23 protein-coding genes are annotated in these 20,773 nt (G+C 73.1%); 8 read left to right on the top strand and 15 right to left on the bottom strand.

From position 1 onward, the window contains the following. Positions 1-2 precede the first annotated feature (2 nt). The 4 genes from ACGFIM_RS29230 to ACGFIM_RS29245 form a co-directional block, all read right to left on the bottom strand. Positions 3-1,010 (bottom strand): LacI family DNA-binding transcriptional regulator, encoded by a 1,008-nt coding sequence (locus ACGFIM_RS29230; protein WP_393206388.1) that lies wholly within the window; start codon positions 1,008-1,010, stop codon positions 3-5. A 122-nt stretch (positions 1,011-1,132) separates the two neighbouring features. After that, positions 1,133-1,450 carry a DUF3040 domain-containing protein gene (locus tag ACGFIM_RS29235; RefSeq protein WP_393206391.1) on the bottom strand — a complete coding sequence of 106 codons (318 nt, stop codon included), beginning with the start codon at positions 1,448-1,450 and terminating at the stop codon, positions 1,133-1,135. A 386-nt stretch (positions 1,451-1,836) separates the two neighbouring features. After that, positions 1,837-2,328: a nitroreductase family deazaflavin-dependent oxidoreductase gene (locus ACGFIM_RS29240; RefSeq protein WP_393206393.1), complete on the bottom strand. Its 492-nt coding sequence runs from the start codon at positions 2,326-2,328 to the stop codon at positions 1,837-1,839. A gap of 65 nt (positions 2,329-2,393) precedes the next feature. Further along, the gene (locus tag ACGFIM_RS29245; protein WP_393206396.1) at positions 2,394-2,822 is read right to left on the bottom strand and encodes a hypothetical protein; all 429 of its coding nucleotides are present in this window, start codon (positions 2,820-2,822) and stop codon (positions 2,394-2,396) included. A 125-nt stretch (positions 2,823-2,947) separates the two neighbouring features. Between ACGFIM_RS29245 and ACGFIM_RS29250 the strand changes: the two genes are divergently transcribed. Further along, positions 2,948-3,535, top strand: a complete 588-nt coding sequence (locus ACGFIM_RS29250; protein ID WP_393206399.1) for a TetR/AcrR family transcriptional regulator — start codon at positions 2,948-2,950, stop codon at positions 3,533-3,535. A gap of 25 nt (positions 3,536-3,560) precedes the next feature. Here ACGFIM_RS29250 and ACGFIM_RS29255 read toward each other — a convergent pair whose 3' ends face one another. Both ACGFIM_RS29255 and ACGFIM_RS29260 read right to left on the bottom strand, forming a co-directional pair. Further along, positions 3,561-4,406 (bottom strand): universal stress protein, encoded by an 846-nt coding sequence (locus tag ACGFIM_RS29255; RefSeq protein WP_393206402.1) that lies wholly within the window; start codon positions 4,404-4,406, stop codon positions 3,561-3,563. A 75-nt stretch (positions 4,407-4,481) separates the two neighbouring features. Next, positions 4,482-5,372, bottom strand: a complete 891-nt coding sequence (locus ACGFIM_RS29260) for a cellulase family glycosylhydrolase (RefSeq protein WP_393206405.1) — start codon at positions 5,370-5,372, stop codon at positions 4,482-4,484. Between the two features lie 88 nt (positions 5,373-5,460). Between ACGFIM_RS29260 and ACGFIM_RS29265 the strand changes: the two genes are divergently transcribed. Further along, positions 5,461-6,291: an alpha/beta fold hydrolase gene (locus tag ACGFIM_RS29265; protein ID WP_393206408.1), complete on the top strand. Its 831-nt coding sequence runs from the start codon at positions 5,461-5,463 to the stop codon at positions 6,289-6,291. Between the two features lie 7 nt (positions 6,292-6,298). Here ACGFIM_RS29265 and ACGFIM_RS29270 read toward each other — a convergent pair whose 3' ends face one another. After that, positions 6,299-7,303, bottom strand: a complete 1,005-nt coding sequence (locus ACGFIM_RS29270; RefSeq protein ID WP_393206411.1) for a LacI family DNA-binding transcriptional regulator — start codon at positions 7,301-7,303, stop codon at positions 6,299-6,301. Between the two features lie 186 nt (positions 7,304-7,489). Continuing rightward, on the bottom strand, positions 7,490-7,843 hold the full coding sequence (locus ACGFIM_RS29275; protein ID WP_393206414.1) for an STAS domain-containing protein: 354 nt from the start codon (positions 7,841-7,843) through the stop codon (positions 7,490-7,492). Between the two features lie 241 nt (positions 7,844-8,084). Here ACGFIM_RS29275 and ACGFIM_RS29280 point away from each other — a divergent pair, with 241 nt between their 5' ends. Both ACGFIM_RS29280 and ACGFIM_RS29285 read left to right on the top strand, forming a co-directional pair. Continuing rightward, complete coding sequence (locus tag ACGFIM_RS29280) at positions 8,085-8,414, top strand: helix-turn-helix transcriptional regulator (protein WP_393206416.1); 330 nt, start codon at positions 8,085-8,087, stop codon at positions 8,412-8,414. A gap of 29 nt (positions 8,415-8,443) precedes the next feature. Then, positions 8,444-9,112: a hypothetical protein gene (locus ACGFIM_RS29285; RefSeq protein ID WP_393206419.1), complete on the top strand. Its 669-nt coding sequence runs from the start codon at positions 8,444-8,446 to the stop codon at positions 9,110-9,112. Between the two features lie 264 nt (positions 9,113-9,376). Here ACGFIM_RS29285 and ACGFIM_RS29290 read toward each other — a convergent pair whose 3' ends face one another. The 4 genes from ACGFIM_RS29290 to ACGFIM_RS29305 form a co-directional block, all read right to left on the bottom strand. Beyond that, entirely contained in the window at positions 9,377-10,618 is a 1,242-nt protein-coding gene (locus ACGFIM_RS29290; protein WP_393206422.1) for a histidine kinase, read from the bottom strand. Between the two features lie 242 nt (positions 10,619-10,860). After that, a complete protein-coding gene (locus ACGFIM_RS29295; protein ID WP_393206425.1) occupies positions 10,861-11,007 on the bottom strand; it encodes a hypothetical protein in 147 nt (48 codons plus the stop codon). Positions 11,008-11,220: 213 nt separating this feature from the next. Next, entirely contained in the window at positions 11,221-11,649 is a 429-nt protein-coding gene (locus tag ACGFIM_RS29300) for a DUF5980 family protein (RefSeq protein ID WP_393206428.1), read from the bottom strand. A 368-nt stretch (positions 11,650-12,017) separates the two neighbouring features. Beyond that, positions 12,018-13,220: a winged helix-turn-helix transcriptional regulator gene (locus ACGFIM_RS29305; RefSeq protein WP_393206431.1), complete on the bottom strand. Its 1,203-nt coding sequence runs from the start codon at positions 13,218-13,220 to the stop codon at positions 12,018-12,020. A gap of 140 nt (positions 13,221-13,360) precedes the next feature. Between ACGFIM_RS29305 and eno the strand changes: the two genes are divergently transcribed. Further along, on the top strand, positions 13,361-14,638 hold the full coding sequence (gene eno / locus ACGFIM_RS29310) for a phosphopyruvate hydratase (protein ID WP_393206433.1): 1,278 nt from the start codon (positions 13,361-13,363) through the stop codon (positions 14,636-14,638). A 40-nt stretch (positions 14,639-14,678) separates the two neighbouring features. On the opposite strand, the gene ACGFIM_RS29315 is transcribed toward eno, so the two are convergent. Beyond that, positions 14,679-15,203: a CGNR zinc finger domain-containing protein gene (locus tag ACGFIM_RS29315; RefSeq protein WP_393206436.1), complete on the bottom strand. Its 525-nt coding sequence runs from the start codon at positions 15,201-15,203 to the stop codon at positions 14,679-14,681. 92 nt (positions 15,204-15,295) lie between these two features. Between ACGFIM_RS29315 and ACGFIM_RS29320 the strand changes: the two genes are divergently transcribed. From ACGFIM_RS29320 to ACGFIM_RS29330, 3 genes are all read left to right on the top strand, one after another. Next, on the top strand, positions 15,296-16,255 hold the full coding sequence (locus tag ACGFIM_RS29320; protein ID WP_393206438.1) for a YbgA family protein: 960 nt from the start codon (positions 15,296-15,298) through the stop codon (positions 16,253-16,255). A gap of 61 nt (positions 16,256-16,316) precedes the next feature. Then, positions 16,317-17,606 carry an MATE family efflux transporter gene (locus ACGFIM_RS29325; RefSeq protein WP_393206440.1) on the top strand — a complete coding sequence of 430 codons (1,290 nt, stop codon included), beginning with the start codon at positions 16,317-16,319 and terminating at the stop codon, positions 17,604-17,606. A 73-nt stretch (positions 17,607-17,679) separates the two neighbouring features. Next, the gene (locus ACGFIM_RS29330; RefSeq protein WP_393206442.1) at positions 17,680-18,651 is read left to right on the top strand and encodes a threo-3-hydroxy-L-aspartate ammonia-lyase; all 972 of its coding nucleotides are present in this window, start codon (positions 17,680-17,682) and stop codon (positions 18,649-18,651) included. Positions 18,652-19,109: 458 nt separating this feature from the next. On the opposite strand, the gene ACGFIM_RS29335 is transcribed toward ACGFIM_RS29330, so the two are convergent. Beyond that, positions 19,110-19,700 (bottom strand): TetR/AcrR family transcriptional regulator, encoded by a 591-nt coding sequence (locus ACGFIM_RS29335; RefSeq protein ID WP_393206445.1) that lies wholly within the window; start codon positions 19,698-19,700, stop codon positions 19,110-19,112. 70 nt (positions 19,701-19,770) lie between these two features. Beyond that, positions 19,771-20,754 carry a BtrH N-terminal domain-containing protein gene (locus ACGFIM_RS29340; protein ID WP_393206448.1) on the bottom strand — a complete coding sequence of 328 codons (984 nt, stop codon included), beginning with the start codon at positions 20,752-20,754 and terminating at the stop codon, positions 19,771-19,773. Positions 20,755-20,773 lie beyond the last annotated feature (19 nt).

Consider the following 20,773-nt stretch of genomic DNA (forward strand, 5'->3'; position numbering starts at 1 on the left):
GGTCACCTTCCGATCAGTGTGGAGCCCTCGATCAGCTCGCAGGGCAGGAGTTCCTGAGGTGTGCCGCCGGACTCGATCACCCCGGTCAGCAGCTCGACGGCCCTGCGGCCCATCTCGCGGCGGGGGATGAGGAAGCCGGTGAAGTCGATGTCGGTGTGCACGGGGCGGGTCGCCGAGCCCAGCGTGACCAGGGACAGGTCATCGGGGATCGCGAGGCCGCGCCCGGCCGCCGCCTGGACGAACAGGACCGCGTCGGCCTGCTCCTCGAAGAAGGCGGCGGTGGCGCCGGTGCCGCGTACGGCGTCGAGGAGGTCCGGCGTGTCCGGAGCGAGGCGGAGCCCCTCCACGTCGAGCTCCGCGACGGCGGTGCGGAAGCCGGCGTACCGGTCGGCCGTGGACTCGGCCCCTCCCCCGGTGCCGACGTAGACGAGCCTGCGGTGCCCGAGCCGCACCGCCCGCTCCACCAGCGCGCGGGTGGCGGTGGGGTAGTCGGCGCCGACGTACGGGACGGGCCCGCCCGCGTCGTCGCGGCGGCCGACGGACACGAACGGGATCTGGTCGGCGATCAGCCTGGCCAGGTCGTCGCGGTCGACCATGCGGCCGAGCAGCACGCATCCGTCGGCGAGCCGTACCCGGCTGTCTTCGTTGAAGATGCGCCGCCGACCGCCGCCCGAGGCCCGCGCGCTGGTGAACAGCAGCAGGTCGCAGCCGACCTGCTCGGCGCACTCCTCGATGCCGACCAGGAACGGGTGGTAGAAGTCGGCGCTGGTGGCGGGGAAGACCGCCTCGTAGGTGAAGACGCCGAGGATGCGGTTGCGTCCCTCGGCGAGCCTGCGGGCCGCGGGGTCGGCGATGTAGCCGGTCTCCCTGATCACCCGCAGCACCCGTTGCCGGGTCTCCGGCGAGATGCGCACCTCGCCGTCGGCGCGATTGTTGAGCACCAGCGACACGGTGGTCTGGCTCACTCCCGCCATGCGGGCGATGTCCTGCTGGGTCAGGCGTCTTGCCACGGTTGGGTCTCCTCGCTAATGCGCATTAGCCAATGAGTGTGGAACCTCACCGGGCACGCCGTCAAGAGGTGATGACCCAGTAATAATTCGTATTAGCGGACCACTGCCGGCTCAGGGCGCCGTCAGCCGCCTCCCGCCTCGTTCAATGGCGCCCGCACCGTGACGGGCTGCGAGGGGCCGGGCGCCGGGCGGGACGGCGCGGGCGAGGAGGCGTGCCCGGCGTAGACGACCAGGAACACCATCAACGAGGTCAGGACGGCGACCGCCGCCAGCAGGCCCGCGATCTCCTTGCGGCTGATCCCGTGGCCGAAGCGGGGCGCCCTCCTGCGGCCGGCGGCGGCGTTGAGCGCGTCGATGCGGCGGGCGAAGGCACGATCGGTCCTGCGCAGCGCCATCTCGATCTCGGCGAGGATCCGGCGTTCCCGGTCCGACAGGTGCATCGCTCATCACCGCCCTACGTCGTCAATTGTGGTCCGTTCGGCCGCGCTCGTCGCCGCCGGGGTGCTCGCATCCGGAGGTGCGGGGGTCATGCCGCGGGAACCGGAGGGGCGGGCAGGAGACGGCCGGTGCGAGCGAGCCGCCGGGGCCTCAGGGGATCATCCACAGAGACCTTCATGCCCTTTCGGGCGGTATGCCAGACGTTGCAGGGGTATGCGAGTGAGCGCCGGATCTGCCGTCCAGCAGGACGGGCAGGCGGATCGTGAGGACGGGCTCGGCGAGGGTGCGCCGGTCCCCGCCGCCGGCGGCGGCCCGGGAGCCGGGGTGTGCCGGGAGGCTCGCCTCCGTGAGGCGCGCTCCGGCGCCGCAGGCGGGGACCGGCTTCCTCTCAGGAGCGCTCGTGAATGCGGTAGACCGGGTGGCGGTCTTCGATGCGGCGGAACTCCGCGAGCGGCGCGTCCGGGCCGAGCCCCACGTGGGGGCGGGCGCCGGGAGCGATGGCGACGTACCGGCGCAGGATCTCCGCGCGCTGCCCGACGGGGACCTCGCGCAGCATGATCGGCCGGTCGCGGCCCCGGCGGCGCAGGACGGCCTCGCCGCCGGCCGCCTTCACGTTCAGCACCCAGCTCGCCGTCGGCCCGAGCATCGAGACCAGGTACTCGCCGCCGCCGTGGCGGGCGACCGCGACCGGCACCGAGGTGACGGCCCCGCTGCGCCGCCCCACCACCTTGAGCACGGCGGCCTGGCGCGGCGTCAGCCATCCGGCCCCGTACGTGAGCGCGTCGAGCCTGTTCACCAGCCGCATGAACGCGTTCGGGCGACCGCCCCGGTACATCGCCCGCTTGAGCGCCCCCGCCGCACGCGCCACGACACCGGTCACGCCTCCGGAACCGGCCCGGCTCCCCACGTCGCCGGGACCGCCCCCGTCTCGTGTGGCCTCTCCCGTCATCGCGCCTTTCTCCACAGCGCGACCGCGGCGAGCCCGGGGAGGCACGGCAGGACGAGCAGCCAGCCGAACACCGGCGCCAGCCCGACATCGCCGGAGTTGTCCTTGACGGTCAGCCCGGCGACGGCGATGAGCAGCGCGATCACCAGCAGCCCGGAGGCCATCCAGACCGCCCAGCCCTGGCCGGCGCGGACGGCCCAGACCGTGCCGAGCCAGCCCAGCAGCCCCAGGAAGCCGATGACGCCGAGGATGATCAGGTACGCGTTGACGGCGGCGTCGATCTCGCCGGGCGTGTAGGCGGGGTAGCTGGCCCTGACGTGGTCGGCGATCACCTCCTTGCCGAGGAACGGCAGCAGGGCGGCGAGCACGGTGAGCGCCGCGCCCACGTACAGCAGTACCGGTACGACCCGGCCGCGTGGCGTGGTCATGGCAGAGCTCCTTTCAGAAAGTGACTGTCTGGAGCAAGTGACTGTATGCAGGAGGGATCCAGAGAGTCAATTTCTGGAGACAGCAGCATGCTTCAGACAGTGACTTGCTGATAGAGTCGGGCGCCATGAGCGGGCTTCGCGAGCGCTGGCGGCTCAAAGCCATGCGCGCCATTCAGGAACACGCGCTCGACCTGTTCGACGAGCGCGGATTCGACTCCGTCACCATCGAGGAGATCGCGGCCGCCGCCGAGGTCTCGCCCTCGACGGTCTATCGGATCTTCGGCACCAAAGAGGGCATCGTCGTCACCGACATCGAGTTCGACGCCATGAGCCCCGAGGCGCTGGCCGCGATCTTCGACCCGGCCGACCCGGTGGGCAGCCTCGTGCAGGCCGTCCGCGCGTACGAGACTCCGCGCGAGGAACGGCAGGCCGGCAAGGGACCGTGGCGGCGGGTCCGCTACTTCTTCGCCACGCCCTCGGTGCGCATGGCCGTCTGCGCCACCCTCGACCAGGCCGGACGGCGCATCACCCCGCTGATCGCCGAGACGGGCAAGGTGAACGAGACGCAGGCGAGAGTGATCGCCAACGCCCTCGCGTTCGGCTACTTCGCCGCGCTCGAACAGTGGTATCTGAACGGCGGCGACCAGCCCATCGCCGCCTACGTCGAGGACGGCCTGCGCCCCCTGCGCGACGTGCTCGGCACGTCTTCATGAGCGTCCCAGAAGGACGCGTTCTGTTCTAAGGACGGACGACGGCCACCGGGCAGGACACGTGATGCAGCACGTTCCTGCTGACCGAGCCGAGCAGGGCCGAGCCGAGCGCGCCCCGGCCCTGCGAGCCGACGACCAGCAGCTCCGCCTCCTGTGACGCGGCGACGAGCGCATCGACGGGATGCGCCCGCTGCACGTCCTCGACGACCGTCACCTGCGGGTGCGCGTCCTTGAGCCGCTTGAGCCGATCCTCGACGACCTGCTGCTGCGCGGTGCGGACCTCGTCCATGGTGAACGGGGCCTCGGGCGTGTAGAGGGCGGGCAGCTGCCAGGCGTGCACGGCTCTGAGCGTGACGCCGCGCGCCGCGGCCTGCTCGAAGGCGTAGGCCAGGGCCGCCTCGCACTCGGGCGAGTCGTCCACTCCGGCCACGACCTCACCGCCTTCCCGCCGCGGTCCCTCGCGTACCACCACGAGGGGGCAGCGGACCTGGCCGGCCAGGCTCGCGCTGACCGAGCCGAGCAGCGCGCCGGTGAACCCGCCGAGCCCGCGCCCGCCGACGACCAGCGCCTCGGCGGCGTCCTCCTCGGCCTGCTCGCGCAGGACGGCGGGTGGCCTGCCCTCCACCTCGCGCGTGACCACCTCGACGGACGGCCGCCGCTCGCGGACCAGCGCCTCGGCCTCGTCCAGCACCCGCCGCCCCTCGCGCAGCACCCGCTCCGAGAGCGTGGCGTCGGGGCGGGCGCCGACCAGGTACCACGAGGTGTCGGCCGCGTGCACCAGCCGCAGCGCCGAGCCCCTGCGGAAGGCGTCGTCCGCGGCCCACTCCACGGCCGCGCGAGCGGCGTCGGAACCGTCCACACCAACGATGATCATGCTCGACCTCCTTCGCTCACCTCCCATCGCACCTCAAGACCGGCCGCGAGGACAGGGCCTCAGGTCACATACGGCTCAGAAGTCGTCGGGGTGCGGATCCGCCAGCAGGTCGAGGTACTGCTGCGACCTGGTGAAGTCGTTCGCCCCGTCGCCGGAGGCGCTCTGCGTGCCGAACTCGGCGTCGACCGGGTTGTCGACGATCTCGGTCTCGTCGGAGCCGTCCGAGACGCCGAGCGACGACCAGGCGCGGGTGCCGACCAGGATCGGCGCGTCGGGGTCGTACCGCCGGATCACCGGGATGAGCTGGTGCGCGTAGTCGCGGATGACGGCCCAGGTGACGGAGTCGCCGTTCGGCTCGTTGGCGATCTCGTAAAGGACGTTCTTCTTGCCGTTGTGGCGCTGGGCGATCTCCGTGAAGAAGGTCTTGGCCCTGCCGAGGTTGTACATCGGGTCGCCGGGGTCGAGCATGTGCCAGTCGACGATCGCGTACATGCCGCGGGCGGTGGCCATCTCGATCAGGTCGTGCACCCGGTCGGTGAACAGGCGGGGGTCGGTCTCGTACCCGTCCTCCTGGATGTACATCGAGATGCGCAGCACGTCGGCCTTCCAGTCGCCGGCCAGGGCGTCGAGCGAGGCGTCGGTGAGGCACTGCGAGTACCACTGGATGCCGTGGCTGCTCATGCCGCGCAGCTGGATCTGCTTGCCGTGCTCGTTGCAAAGCTTGATGCCGCAGACCCTCAGCCGGCCGTTCGCCTCGACCGGGGTGTCCGCGCCGCCGCCGTCGCCGGTGGGCGTGCCGTAGACCTCCAGCTCCCACAGGGAGTAGCCCCACGGGGTGCCGCGCTGGGTGCCGTAGACGCGGACGTAGCGGCCGGTGCCGCTGACCGTGAGGTCGTCGGTGCCGCCGTCGCCGGTGGTGGTCGAGTAGACGTCGGTCCAGGTGGATCCGTCGGACGAGGTCTGCACGCGGTAGGCCGTGGCGGGCGGCGAGGTTAGCGGCGGCGCTGCGGAGGTAGCTGGTTGAGGCTCCCCCACCGGCACGATAGGGGCACGCATGGTGAACGGCACCCGGATCACGGTTCTGGCGGCGCTGACCGCGGCCGCGCTCCATCCCGCACCGGCGCAGGCGGGCGGCCCCGCGCCATGCCCGGCGCAGAACGGCCCCAGGCCGACGGTCGTCCTGGTGCACGGAGCGTGGGCCGACACGTCGAGCTGGAGCGGCGAGGTGGACGCGCTGCGCAGGGCCGGGCTGACCGCCCGCGCGATCGCCAACCCCCTGCGCGGCCTCGACGGCGACGCCGCCACCGTCGCCGGCTTCCTGAAGACGGTCTCCGGCCCGGTGGTGCTGGTGGGCCACTCCTACGGCGGCTCGGTCATCACGAACGCCGCCGCGTCGGCGCCCAACGTCAAGGCCCTGGTGTACGTGGACGCGGCCGTGCCCGACGTCGGAGAGACCACCGCCCAGCTCAGCGGCTCGGGCTCGGCGCTCGAAGCCTCGCCCCGGTCGCTCTACGACACGGCCGGCTACCCGGACGCTCCCCAGGGCGCCCAGGACCTGTACCTGAAGCGGGACGTGTTCGTGCGCTCGTTCGCCTCCGACCTGCCCCCGGACACCGCGATCCGGCTCTGGGCCACCCAGCGGGCCGCCTCCTCCAACGCCTTCCAGACGCCGTCGAAACAGGCGGCGTGGAAGAAGATCCCGTCCTGGTACTTCGCCAGCACCGGCGACCGCATCATCACCCCGCAGTCGCAGCTCGCCATGGCCAAGCGGGCCGGGTCGAAGGTGACGACGTTCTCGGGCGGCTCCCACCTGACCCTCGTCTCGCACCCGGAGGAGGTCGCCCGCGTGATCACCACGGCGGCCTGCTCGGTCAAGGCCGGCTGAGCCCGGGTCACACGGCCCGGGTGGAGTCGCGGACGATCAGTTCGGTGGCGAGCTCCAGGTGGCGGGAGTCGATGCGCTCGCCGGCCGCCAGGCGCAGGGCCGTGCGCAGCGCCACCGCGCCCATCTCGCGCAGCGGCTGGCGTACGGTGGTCAGCGCCGGGGCGTGCATGGCGGCGATCTGGGTGTCGTCGAAGCCGACCACGCTGATGTCCTCGGGGATGCGCAGCCCCTTGCCGCGGGCGACCTGGATGGCGCCGAGCGCGCTCTCGTCGCTGGCGGCGAAGACGGCGGTGGGCGGCTCGGGCAGGTCGAACAGGACGGCGCCCTCGCGCACCCCGTCCTCGAAGCAGTAGCCGGGCGTGCGGACGTACTCGGGGCGCACGGGCACCTCGGCGGCCTCCATGGCGGCGCGGTAGCCGTGCATGCGGGCCTGGTTGGAGGCGGCGTGGGCGGGGCCGCCGAGGTAGGCGATGCGGCGGTGGCCGAGCGAGAGCAGGTGCTGGGTGGCGGCCATGCCGCCGGCGAAGTTGGTCGGGCCGACGCTCGTGACGGGGCTCGCGGGCACGTTGAGCGGGTCGATGACGACGACCGGCAGGTTCGCCTGCAGCAGCACGTCGAGCTGGGCCTGGCTGGGCTCGGCGACGAGGGTGATCACCGCGTGCCGACCGGAGTCGACCAGGCCGCGGGCCCACGACACGCCGTCGGACATGTGGTCGGCACTGGTCACGACGAGGGCGGCACCGGACGTGGCCGCCTCCTGCATCGCGCCCATGACGATCTCGGCGGAGTGTCCGCACAGCCGGCCGTCGAGCTGGAGCTCCACCGTGGTGCCTCGTTTGGCGCGGGACTGGCGCTGTACGTAGCCGTGCTCGGCCAGCAGGCGCCGTACCAGTGCGCGGGTGGCGGGGGCGACGTCGCCGCGGTCGTTGAGCACCTTCGACACCGTGGCCACGGACACGCCCGCGGCGGCGGCCACGGTGGCCAGGGTGGCCGGCTTGGTCGCGCTCGTCATCGTCGTCTCCTCCTCCGCGGCACCCGTGTGCTGCGGGTCCCTCGATGCCGCGGCATTCACCGTAACGTCGCGCGCGTGCCCGACGCATCCGCGTTCCGGCGGCCAGTCTGAAGGAACGGCGCCGAACGGGCGATTCCGAGCCGGGCGATGTCGGGAAGACGGTGCACCGAGCGGGGGCGCGGAGGATCAGGCGGCGGAGGAGGCACAGGGCCGCGCGGCCGGCGCCCCGGAGCGTGCGGCGCGTACGGCGCCGGCGGCGCTGTCGTGGACGTTGAGCAGGTCCCACAGGCCGGTGATCTGCAGCAGCCGCGCCGGCACGCCGCGCACGCCCGCGAGGTGCAGCGCCGAGCCCTCCTTCGCGCAGGAGGTGTGCAGGCGTTCGATGACGCGCAGGCCGTTGCTGTCCATGAACGTCAGAAGGGTCAGGTCGAGTACCACCGGCTTGCCGGGAAGCATCCGGCGGCGCAGGTAGGTCTCCAGGCGGGTGGCGTTGGTGATGTCCACCTCGCCGCTCAGTGTGATCAGTACGCCGTCATCCATCGTGTGGCATCCCAAGGTCAGGGGTGATGCGGCGGACGGCCGTCCGCCGCCGGGCGGGCAAGCGATGGGCACGCGCATGACGTCCTCAGGGGGGGGGCATGGATCGGGGCTGGTTCGCTTCTCCTACTCGGAAGTATATTGCCCGAAATACAATACCGGAAGTATACTTCGTATGATCGTTGTGTGAAGGCTCTCGGCCACGCCGCGCCGAGCCGGCCGACCGGCAGAAGGAGTACAGCGCGTGAGCACATCCGCCGGCCGCCGCAACGGCTGGACCTTCCTGACGAACCACGCCCGGGTGCTGCTGGAGATCGCCCGCCACCCCCAGTCCAGGGTGCGCGACATCGCGGTGAGCATCGGCATCACCGAGCGCGCCGTCCAGGGCATCGTCTCGGATCTGCACCAGGCCGGGTACGTCACGATCGAGCGCGTCGGCCGGCGCAACCAGTACAGGCTCAACCCCGACGGCCACTTCCGCCACCCGACGGAGGCCGGCCTGCCGGTGCGGCTGCTCATCGACATGTTCGCCGAACACGACCTGCCGGACCCGGGCGCTCAAAGCACTGGCTGACCGCCGGGCGCCTCCCTAGGATGCGGATGATGTTGTACTTCGACGACCCGTACCGCACCGAGGCCGACACCTCCGTGGTGCGGTCCGGCACGGACGGCCGCGGCCCGTACGCCGTGCTCGCCGAGCCGCTCTTCTACCCGCAAGGCGGCGGCCAGAAGGGCGACCGCGGGCGGCTGCACCTCGCCGGCGGCCCGGTGCTCGACGTCGTCGACACCCGCAAGGCCGAGGACGAGATCCGCCACTACCTCGCCGCCGGACACGAGCCGCCCGCGCCCGGCCCGGCCCGCCAGGAGCTGGACTGGCCGTTCCGCTACCACCAGATGCGGCTGCACTCGGCCGCGCACTTCCTGCACGTGGCGCTGGAACGGGAGATCGGCGCGCCCCTCCCCCACCCCGTACGCGCGCCGCTGTCGGAGACCGGCGGCGAGTGCCACTACGCCTTCGCCGACCGCTTCGGCCCCGACGAGCTCGAACGCGCGGTCAAGGCGGCCAACGCGCACACCGCCCAAGGCCATCCGATCGTCACCAGGGCCGATGAGGAGCGCGGGCCCGGCATGCGCTCGTGGCACTGCGCCGGCGACACCGTGGCCTGCGGCGGGCTGCACCCGCGCGACTCGTCCGAGGTCGGTGAGATCACGGCGAGCATGCGGATCAAGCGCGGCAAGACGCTGGTGTCGTTCGCGCTCGCCCGCCCCTGACGTTCTCTACGCTCGCCCGCCCCTGACGTTCTTCACGCTCGCCCGCCCCTGACGTTTTTGTACGCTCACCCGGCCCTGACTCCCTGCGCACTCGCCCGCCTCTGAGCGGCCCTGACGCCCTCACCCTCCCCCGCCCTTGAGCGACCCTGAGAGCCCACTGGCCGGAGGCCGGGGACCGGCCGGCCGGGGAGAGCCCCAAGCCACGGCCGGTCCCCGGCCTGGCGGCTCGGATGTCGCGGACGGTGCGCCACCGTACGGACAGCGTCACTCCGGGAGCGTCGCCGGGATCACGGCCCTGATCACGAAGGCGCCATCCGAGCGGCGCTCCTGGTGGAACTCGCCGCCCAGCGCTTCCACCCGCGCCCGCACCCCCGCCAGGTCCCGCCCGGCCGCCGCGTGGAAGACCACACCGTCGGTGCGCACCCGCAGCGTGACCTCCCGTACGCCGTGCCGCACCTCGACCGACGTACGGCTGCCGGGCGCGTAACGCAGCGCATCGACCAGCGCCGCCTGGACGACCCGGTAGGCGACGAGTTCGGCGGCACGGGAGGACGGCGCCGCCCGCCCCGCCTCGGCGAACTCCACCGGCTGCCCGGCCAGGCGCATCTCCTCGACCAGCGCGTGCAGGTCGCCATCACCCGGCGCCCCGATCTCAAGCCCCCCGCCCCGGCCCGGGGAGACGCCGGCCGCGTCCAAGCCGACAGACTGCAGCACCCCGGCAGCGCCGAAACCGCGTGGCCGTGCCACACCGGCCATGCCCGAACCACCGGACTGAGACAGCCCGGCAACACCCGCATCGACAGGCCCCGACACCTCGGCAGCAGCGGAACCGCGCGGCTGTGCTGCCCCGGCGGCGCCCAGGCCGACGGGCCGTGGCGCCCCGCCGGTGTCCATCCGCGGGACGGTCGCTTCCGGCGTGGCCGCTTGCGGGGTCCCGGCGCCGGCCGGACCAGCGGCGCGTGGTGCCCGCATGATGTCCGGGGCGGTCGGTTGGGGTGGGATGAGGGCGGCCTCCGCGCTCTGGTTCTCGGCGGCGTTGTTCTGATTCCGGCCCGCCTCGGTGATCTCCTGATTACGGCCTGAGCCGGGGACCTTCCGGTCCCGGCCTGGCTCACTCATCTCCTGGTTCCGGCCTGGGTTGGTGAGGTTCCGGTTCTGAGGGGCGTTGGCGAGTGTCGTGGTGTCGCCGGCCGAGGCTCCGACCGGGCCGGGGCCGTAGGGGAGCAGGCCGAGCATGTAGCGCAGGTCGGCGATGGCGCGGCGGCCGGTGTCGGTGACGGCGGTCAGGGCGGCGTCGAGGCGTTCCGGGGCGCCGGTCAGGTAGCGGGCCGCCTCCGCCTGCACGATCATCGCCGCCACCTGGTGGGTCACGACGTCGTGGAGGTCGCGGACGATCCGGTGGCGTTCGGCGTCCCAGGCGGATGCGGCGTCGTCCGCCCGTACGTCCTCGGTGCGGGAGGCGGCGGGTCCGGCTTCGGTGTTCTCCAGGCGGTGTTCGATGGTCAAGGCGCTTTCTGGACGATCATGAGCGGCGGCTTCAGGGTGCGCGGCGGCGAGAGCGCTGTCAGAACGGCGCTCGGTGGACGGCGCGGGCTCGGGAGGGCGTTCAGGGGCGGGTTCAGTGCGAGGTGCGGCGGGGGCCCGGCGCGGGCGCAGCCATCCCCTGATCCCCCACATGCCGGCCAGCAGCAGGCAGACCACGGCGGATCCCGCTTCGAGCCGCACCGAGCGGACCCGCATCGCCCCGCTCACGGCAGGTACGCAGGGGTCGTCAGGCCGATCGGCGAACCCACCCCCAGGATCGTGCGGAGCGCGTTCCCCGGCGCCGTCCCCGCGATGGCGCTGCCCACGAAGGAGGCCGCCGCGACGGCCACGAGTTGCTTCGACAATCGCATGACAACTCCCAGACGAGATCCGATCGGCCCCTAGCGGCCTCGGGAAGAACGCTAGAGATCGGGGAGTCGCCGATCGTCACCGTAGGGAGGACATTCGCGGGTAGCTCGCACGGGGGACAACGACCGCGGCAGAGTCCTCCCGCGCCCAGGAACGCCTGACGCCCCCTCGGGCTCCGGCCGGACCGCCGTGAACGATCCGGCCGGGCGAAGCCGCTAGCAGTCCTTGCGCACCTCGATCGTGATGGGGAACGACTGGGACTCCACGCCGTCCTCGACCTCGAACAGCGGGTGGTACGTCCCTTCGGGGGCCGGGCCGAACTCGACGAAGACCCAGGCGTTCAGCGAGACCGCGCCGGTCTCGGGGTCCGGGTAGCTGCTGCCGGGGCCGATCACCGAGCTCTGGTAGGTCGCGTTCGGCGGGAGGTTGCGCAGGTGGGTCCACAGGTTGGTGGACCAGGTGCCGATGACCGGGGCCACGAAGTACGTCATCGGGTGGCCGTTCGGCGAGATGCACAGCCGCTGCGGGAGCTCCCTCAACGTCCACGTCGCCGCCGACGCCGGCGCGGTGATGGACAGGGCGAGCAGCAGCCCGGCCAGCAGGGCTAATGCGGCCTTCGTGGCACGGCGGATCGTCTTCATCATGCCTCCTCGGCATTTGTGACGGACGATGCTGACTTCCCGCGATTATTGAGGGTTCAAGGATTTCTGTGAAGCATCCGGGTGACTTCCGGTGGATTTCTTAGTCAACTTTCATGTGGCGGCCTCGGCGCGATGAGGGCGCGCGGGGAAGCGGGCGCGACGCGGTGAGCGCGTGCCAGACAGCGGGTGCCGCTCCGCGAGCACGCTTGCATGCGGGCGCGGCGCGGCGGGCATGCGTGAGGAAGGGCGTGGGTCGCCGGCAGGCGGTCGGGGTGCCGGCCGAGGTGGTCGGGGTGCCGGGCGGGCCGCGGCTTGCGAGCGTGGGCGTGCGGACGCCGCGTCGCCGGGCGGCGGCGTTCCGCACGGCGCGGTCAGCGGACGAAGCGAGCGGTCACGCCGGTGGCCAGGCGGAGGGCGTCTTTGATCGCGGCGTCGGCGTCGGTGATCGGGTAGAGCACGTGGCGGATCGTCCGGCGGGCGTCGGCGACGATGACGGCGGGCTTGAGGTGCAGCGTGTGACCGGTGCGGAACGTCGGCAGCCGCAGCGCGGCGCACAGCACCAGCTCGGCGTCCGACAGCACCGGAAACGCCCATCCCGCAGCCGGCCCCTTCGCATCAGGCGCCCCCGCGCCCGACCCCTCAGGACCAGGCGGCTCCGCCTCCGGCCGCACCGCATCAGGCGCCCCCGCGGCCGCCCTCTCCTCAGGGCCAGGCCCCTCAGGGTCGGGCGGTTCCGTGTTCGGTCGCGCTGCGTCCGGCGCCGCCGCACCGGGCACGTCGGTTCGCGACGTGTCCGTGCGCCGCAGCTCGCGGGGTTCCTGCGTGGTGACGGCCCGCACGGCCACCCCGGCCTCGGTGAACGCGGTGGCCGACTCGCTCAGCGCACCCAGGAATCGGGCCAGCGCCTCACCGGGACAGGTGAGGAGAACGGTGACGCGGGCGTCGGAGGCCACCACGTCCATCCCGCCATCCCCGGCCACCGTCTGGCCCGGCCCGCCAATCCCGGACACGGCAACGCCCAGCGCGCCATCCCCGGGCCCAGCAACGCCCAGTGCGCCACTCCTGGGCACCGCAACCCCCGGCCCGTCGCCCCTGGGCACGGCAACGCCCGGCCCATCGCCCCTGGGTGCCGCCGTGTCCGCCGCGCCGCCCCTGATCACCGGCAGCGCCAGCGGGTGCGGAACGGCGGTGCCTACCAGGCCGTGCATGCGGTCGATCTCCGTGGGCGTGGCGTCGGCGGCCGGGGTGCCGTCGCCGAGGACGAAGCGTTCGCCCCAGTCCTGCAGCCCGGCCAGCACCGGGGCGAGCGCCCGCCCGGCCGCCGTCAGGCGGTACTCGTAGCGGGTGGGCCGCTGCTGGTACGGCCGGCGTTCGAGCACCCCGTTGTCGAGCAGGTGCTTCAGCCGTTCGGCGAGCACCCGGCGCGAGATGCCCAGCTCGGTGTGCAGGTCGTCGAAGCGGTGGCGGCCGCGGGTGACCTCGCGCACGATGAGCAGGCTCCACCACTCCCCCACCACCGCCGCGGCCTGCGCGATCGCGCATCCGGCGTCCTGTTCCCGCAGTTCCCGTGCCACCAGCTCGCCTCCTCGCCCGTCCTCCTGGGGTACGGAATGGCGCCCGCGCCCGGATCAAGTGTAAGTTCCTTCCTGGAACTGAGTGGGTTCCGATCTGAAATCCACGCAGACGGGACCTCTGACGCAGGGGGTAGGCAGACATGACGACAATCGTCCAGGTGGCGGGCCGGGAGATCCTCGACAGCCGGGGCAATCCGACCGTGGAAGTGGACGTCATCCTGGAAGACGGCTCGCTGGGCCGCGCGGCCGTCCCGTCCGGCGCGTCGACGGGCACGAACGAAGCGGTGGAGCGGCGCGACGGCGACCCGCGCCGCTTCCACGGCAAGGGCGTGCGCCGCGCGATCGAGGCCGTCACCGGGGAGATCGCCGCGGCCGTCACCGGGATGGACGCCGAGGACCAGGCGTCCGTGGACGAGGCGATGATCGCGCTCGACGGCACCCCGGGCAAGTCGAGGCTGGGCGCGAACGCGCTGCTCGGCGTCTCACTGGCCACGGCGAAGGCCGCCGCGGCCTCGCACCGGCTGCCGCTCTACCGCTACCTCGACCCGGACGCCGCGCTGCTGCCGCTGCCGATGATGAACATCATCAACGGCGGCGCCCACGCCGACAATCCGCTCGACTTCCAGGAGTTCATGATCGCGCCGGTGGGCGCGACGACGTTCGCCGACGCCGTACGGATGGGCTCTGAGGTCTTCCACACCCTGCGCGCCACGCTCAAGAAGGCCGGACACCACACCGGCGTCGGCGACGAGGGCGGCTTCGCCCCCGACCTGCGCACCGCCGAGGAGGCGCTGGACCTCATCGTCACCGCGATATCCGACGCCGGCTACTCCCCCGGCACGCACATCGCCGTCATGCTCGACCCGGCCGCGTCGGAGTTCTACCGGGACGGCGCCTACCACTACGCGGGCGAGGGGGTGCGGCGCTCGGTCGAGGAGCACGCCGCCTACCTGTCGGGCCTCGTCGCCGCCTACCCGATCGTGTCCATCGAGGATCCCATGGCCCAGGACGACACCGAGGGCTGGCGGCTGGTCACCCGCGAGCTGGGCGCGACCTGCCGGCTCGTCGGCGACGACGTCTTCTGCACCAACGCGGCGCTGCTGCGCGCGGGCATCGACGCCGGCATCGCGAACTCCATCCTGGTCAAGGTCAACCAGATCGGCACGCTCACCGAGATGCTGGACACCGTGCGGACGGCCGGGCGGGCCGGGTACGGGGTCGTGATGTCGCACCGTTCCGGCGAGACCGAGGACACCACGATCGCCGACCTCGCCGTGGCCACCGGCTGCGGCCAGATCAAGACCGGCTCGCTGTCCCGCTCCGAACGGACCGCCAAGTACAACCAGCTCATCCGCATCGAGGAGGAGCTCGGCACGGAGGCCCGCTACGCGGGCCGGTCGGCGCTCAAGGGCAACTGAGCCCCCGCGTCCGGCGCGCAAGGGCGGCTGAGCCCGCTCGTCAGCCGCCCTTGCGGGCCGAGGCCCGCCTGCGGTAGGCGGCGACCTTGTGCCGGTTGAGGCAGGTGGCGGAGCAGAAGCGGCGCTGCCCGGCCGGGGACGAGTCGGTGTAGACGTCGACGCATCTGGCCGCGTGACAGGTGCCGAGCCGGGCCTGCTCGTGGGTCATGAGCCAGGCGAGCAGGCAGGTGGCCAGCGCGGCGGGCAGCACGTCGGCGGGGTCGCCGATGGTCCAGCGCAGGCCGCCGGGCGCGGCGACGGGCAGCGGACGAACGGCACGCAGCAGGGCGTTCAGCTCGTCGAACGCCCGGCCTTCGCGCGCGGCGGCGAAGACGGGGAAGACGGCGTTGGCCGCCTTGACCAGGTCGCCGCCGGCGGGCAGCGGCAGGTCGCCGGGCCAGGCCAGCAGGGGTGCCGGGTCGGGATACGGTGTCTCCTGCTCGCCCGCGGCCTCGCGCGGCGGGTCGGCGTACTCGTTGACGAACGCGACCACGTGGCTCACGTCGAGCACGGGAACGGCTGGCACCCGCACAGTGTAACCCGGAAAAAGGCTCTTAACGGTTACACGGGAATGGCCGGGCCGCGCGTGCGCCCCCCTGTTGTGGGCAGCTGACCAGCATGGGGGACGGTCAGGTCTGGGGCAGACCGCGGGTGGCGGTGTCGAGCTGCCTGCTCGGCGAGCCGGTGCGCCACAACGGCGGCCACAGCCGCAGCCGCTACCTCACCGACGAGCTGGCGCCGTTCGTCGACTGGGTGCCGCTCTGCCCGGAGGTGGCGATCGGCCTCGGCGCGCCCCGCGAGGCGCTGCGCCTGGAGCGCTCGCCCTCCGGCCCCCGGTTGATGACCAGGCGCAGCCGCCGCGACCTGACCCCGGCCATGGCGGAGCTGGCGGCCGAGCGTTCGGCGGGGTTGACCGCCGACGGTTACGTGTTCAAGGCCAAGAGCCCGAGCTGCGGCATCCACGGCATCCCGCTCTACGCGGGCGATGCGGCGGTGACCCGGCAGCAGCGCGGCCTGTTCGCCGGCGTGGTGATCGAGGCACACCCGCTGCTGCCGGTCGAGGACGACGGGCGGCTGAACGACCCGGTGCGGCGGGAGGCGTTCACCGAGCGGATCTTCGCGCACGCCCGGCTGCGCGAGCTGCTGGGAGGGCCGTGGCGGCCGCGCGATCTGATGGCGTTCCAGGCCAGGCACAAGATGCAGCTGCTCGCCCACAGCACCGAGGGCTACCGGGAGACCGGCAGGATCGCGGCGCAGGCGGGCGTCCGGCCGCGCAAGGAGGTGGCGGCGGCCTACAGCACGGCGTTCCGCGCGGCCCTCGCGGTGCCCGTGACGGTCGGGCGGCACGTGAACGTGCTGCAGCACTGCCTCGGCATGATCGGCGATGGGCTCGATCCGGTGCGCCGGGCGGATGCGGCCGAGGTCATCGCCTCCTACCAGGCGCGCCGGGTGGCGCTCAGCGTGCCGCTCGCGCTGCTGCGCCACCACGCCAGGGGCGCGGCGACCACGTACGTGGCGGAGCAGACGTACTTCGAGCCCTATCCGGAGGAGCTGTGCCTGCGTAACCATGTCGTCTGAGGCGCGTATGCGGTAGAATGATCATGTCCCGAGCGGTCCGCCGCCCGGGATTCTCCGTTTCATGCCTTCTTCTTCTTTCCGCATCGTGCTGGGCGCGGCCGTGCCGCTGCTGCTGTCCTTGAGCGCCGGCATCGTCGCGCAGCTTCTCGGCACCTCTCTGCTCGGCCGCCACGCGACCGCGGACTTGGCGGCGTTCGCGCTGGCGAGCGCCGTGCTCAACCCGGTGAACGCCGCGGTGGCGGGCGGGCTGCGCGGTCTGTCGCCGTTCGCCGCCGCCTGCCGGGAGCGTCCCGCCGAGGCGGTGGCGGTGCTGAAGGACGCGCGCTGGCTCGCGCTCGCTCTCGGGTCCGCGGGTGCCTGCGTGATGCTCGCCGTCCCCCTCATCGCGCGGGCCGGGGGTGCGCCTGAGGCGGCGGTCGCCGGGCTGGGCGCGCTGCCCGCGCTGCTGGCGGCGCAGGTGCTGCTGTCGGCGGCGGGCGGCGGCGCGGCAGGCATGCTGGTCGCGCTGCGGCACAGCGGGAAGGTGCTGTGGTCCGGGCTGGCGGGCACGGCGGCGCAGGTCGTCCTGCTGCTCGCGCTCGTGCCTCCGTACGGCGTGCCGGGCACCGGCGTGGCGATGGTGGCCGCCACCGCCGTGCAGGTCGCGGTCTCCAACCTGCTGCTGCGGCGGCTGCCGGAGCTGGCGGGGCAGTCGTGGTGGCCGGGGCGGCCGCGCGTGCGGCGGATCGTGCGGATGGCCGGGGTGGGGCTGCCGCTGTCGGCCACGCTGATCGTCAAGTTCACGGTGATGGGCGGTGTCGCGTACGCCGCCGCGCGCACCGGCGTGCAGCAGGCCGCCGCTCACGCGATCCTGCTCTCGCTCGACGGCTTCCTGGGGCTCGCGGCGGCGTCCGCCGCGCGGGCGGTGACGCCCGAGGTGGCGCGGGCGACGTCGGCCCGCGAGGCCAGGCGGCTCGTCGTGGCGGCCGTCACGGTCGGCGCGGCCGGGGTGCTCGCGGGCGGGGCGGCGCTGCTCGTCGCGGGCGAGGCGGTGCTGCGGCTGTTCACGCGGGACGCGGCCGTGCTCGCCCTGGCCTCGGGGCTGTCGCCGCTGCTCGTGGGGTTCGCGCTGGCGAACGGCTGCGCGATCGTCACCGCGTACGGGCTGGTCGGACAAAAACGCTCGACCTGGCAACTCGCCGCGGTCGGCACCGGCTACGGCCTGCTCGCCCTGGCCGTGATCCCGGTGTCCGGCACCTGGGGGCTGGCCGGGCTGTGGGCCGCCATGACCGCGACCGGCGCGCTCATCTGGGTGCTGCAGATCACCGGATTCGTCCGGCACAGCGCCGCCATCGCGCCCGCCGCGGCCTAGGATCGGAAGATCAACTGATCATGCCGGCCGGTCCCCACCCCCGACCGGCCCCGGCCGCCCCTGAGGTGACACCATGGCCACCGCCACGTCCGTGACCTTCGACGACGTCCGCGCAGCAGCCGTCAGGCTCGACGACATCGCCCACCGCACGCCCGTGCTCACCTCGCGCATCCTGAACGCCCGCGCCGGCGCCGAGGTGTTCATCAAGTGCGAGAACCTGCAGCGCGTGGGCGCCTTCAAGTTCCGCGGCGCCTACAACGCGGTCGCCCTGCTCTCCCCCGAGCAGCGGGCGCGCGGCGTCGTCGCCCACTCGTCGGGCAACCACGCCCAGGCCATCGCCCTGGCCGCTCGCGAGCTGGGCACCTCGGCCGTCGTCCTGATGCCCGAGGACGCACCGCGTCCCAAGCGCGAGGCCACCGCCGGCTACGGCGCGGAGATCGTCACCTACGACCGTTACAAGGAGGACCGCATCGCGCTCTCCCGCGCCCTCGCCGACGAGCGCGGCATGACCCTCATCCCGCCCTTCGACCACCCCGACGTCATCGCCGGCCAGGGCACCGCCACCCTGGAACTGCTGGACGAGGTCGGCGAGCTGGACGCGCTGCTCGCGCCCGTCGGCGGTGGCGGGCTGCTCGCGGGCACCGCCATCGCGGCCAAGGCGCTGCGGCCCGCCACCCGGGTCATCGGCGTCGAGCCGGAGGCCGGCGACGACACCAAGCGGTCGCTCGAACGCGGCGAGCGCGTCACCATCCCCGTCCCCAGGACGATCGCCGACGGTCAGGCGCTGCCGACGCCGGGCGAGCTGACGTTCGGCATCAACCGGCGGCTCGCCGACGGGGTCGTCCTGGTGAGCGACGCGGAGATCGTGGAGGCGATGCGGTTCGCGTTCGAGTACCTGAAGATCGTCCTTGAGCCCAGCGGCGCGACGGCGCTCGCCGCCGTGCTGTCCGGCCGCGTGGAGGGCACACCGCGCCGGATCGGGCTCATCGCCTCGGGCGGGAACGTCGACAGCCGCCGCTTCGCCGACCTGCTCGCCGCTCACTGACCACAAGACCCCTGGAGCCGCGAGCACCAGCCGGTCCGACAGCTCACGCAGGCGGCCGAGGTCGGGGACGTACGCCATGAAGCCCGGCACGATGCGGCCGAGGAAGTACGGCCGTCGTCGGCCATCGTGCGGCGCAAGCGCGGGGGCGGCCGCTTCCCCGCGTGGCCGAGCCGGGGCGGGCGCTCGGAGGCCGGCCGCGAAGACGGCCGCCGCGGGCATCAGGTCCTCCCTGCGCAGGGTGTCCTGGACGCGGGCGATCAGCGCCCGGCAGCACCTCGACCACCGGCGGCTCGTGCGCGAGCACCCGTTCGGCCCGCTCCGGATGGGCGGTGAGCAGGTGGAGCGCGGTGATCGCGCCGGAGCTGCACCCGGCCACGCGGACGGGCGCGTCCGGCGACAGCCCCGCTGCCGCGTACCTCGTAGTGCAGGGTGGCGCCGTCGACGCGCAGCCGTCATCATCAGGGGTCTCCTCCGGTACGGGAGGGCCAGTGCTCGAGGGCGTTGTGCAGGGCTTCCACGCAGCGGACCCAGGAGTCATCGGCCGGTCGCGCGTGCGCGAACCCGCCCGCGGCCTCGATGCTGACGAAGCCGTGCAGCGCGCTGCGGATGAGGCGGACCGCGTCGGTGAGGTCGGGCTCCTCCAGCCGGTACGCGCGCAGCATGCTGTAGGTCAGCTCGACCGCCCGGCGCGGCCCCGCCGCCTTTGCGGCCAGCTCGGGGTCGATGGGGATCGGGACCTGGGTCGCGGTGTACCTGCCCGGGTGGTCGTGGGCGTAGGACCGCCAGGCGTCGGCGTAGGCGACGAGCGCGTCCTTGCCCGCCCGCCCCGCGGTGGCCTCGGCGATGCGGATGGTCTTCTCGTCCGCGCCGAGCAGCGCGATGCGGCCGCGCAGGTCCTCCAGGTTGCGTACGTGGGCGTACAGGCTGGCGTCCTTGACGCCGAGCCGGCGCGCCACCGCCGACATCGTGACGTGGTCGAGCCCGACCTCGTCGGCCAGTTCGGCGGCGGCGAGCGTCACGCGGTCCACGGTCAGCCCGGCACGCGCCATAGCTCACCGACCCTTCCTAGGTTCTCCGCTTGCCCGCCTAGGTTATACCTAGGGCTCCTAGGAAAGAACGTCACAGGCGGACCAGCGCCTCCATGGCCTCGCGCTCGATGCGGGCCAGGTCGCGCAGGATCCTCCCGGCCTCCTCCAGATGACCCGGGTCGCCGCTCTCGCCGGCCTTGCCGATCAGCGCCGCCACGTCGGTCCACAGGCCCGCCGCCTCGGCGTACAGCCGGTGCCCCGTACGCAGCTCCTCGCCGCCGAGCAGCTCGGCGCACGCGGCGAGGAAGTCCCGGTACAGCGCGCGGAACAGGCCGCCGCCGGTGCCGCCCTGCTCCATGAGGAGGGCGGCCTGGGTCAGGTCGCGGCGCGGGTCCTGCGCGCGCTCCCACCAGCCGGGCACCTTCGCCGCGGCCTTGGCGATGCCGCGGTGGCCGAGGTTCGCGATGGGCGGGGAGAGGAACGCGGCGGCGGTCTCCCTGATCGCGGGGACGAGCCGCTCCTGCCAGGCGACGGGGTGCGGCGGCAGCGTGATGGTGAACGAGCGGTTCCGCGCCGTCATCGGGCCGCGCTCGGCCCTGGCGGCGGCGAGCGAACCGAGACTCGTGCGCACCGCGCCGCCCTGCTGCGCGGTGTCCACGAGGTAGGCGTCGCGGTCGTCGTAGCCGTACATGGCGACCACGTGGCCGCCGAAGTGCACCTTCGAGGTGAAGTAGTCGAGGTGGTAGCAGTCGAGCTGCAGGCCGGCCGGGCGGCCGCCGTCGATGACCGCCGCCACGTTCTCCCAGGCCCGGCGGCGTGAGGTGGTCTCCTGGACGGCCAGCGTCAGCCTCAGCCTGCCGGCCAGGCTCCTGGTCAGCTCGAACGGCTTGACCCGGCCGCCCAGGAACGGCACCGGCATCGCCTTGGCGTCCCAGTAGACGAAGGACAGGCCGGAGCCGAGCCCGAACATCAGCGGCTCCGGCAGGTCGAGTCCTTCGTGGCGGAGCAGCACACCGAGCGCCGTGGTCTCACAGTGGTGCAGGCCGCGGGGCTCGACGCCGGTCACGATGGTCATACGTCGCTTCTCCTCAGGA

Source organism: Nonomuraea sp. NPDC049309 (assembly GCF_043196965.1).
In the GTDB taxonomy this organism is placed as follows: domain Bacteria; phylum Actinomycetota; class Actinomycetes; order Streptosporangiales; family Streptosporangiaceae; genus Nonomuraea; species Nonomuraea fastidiosa.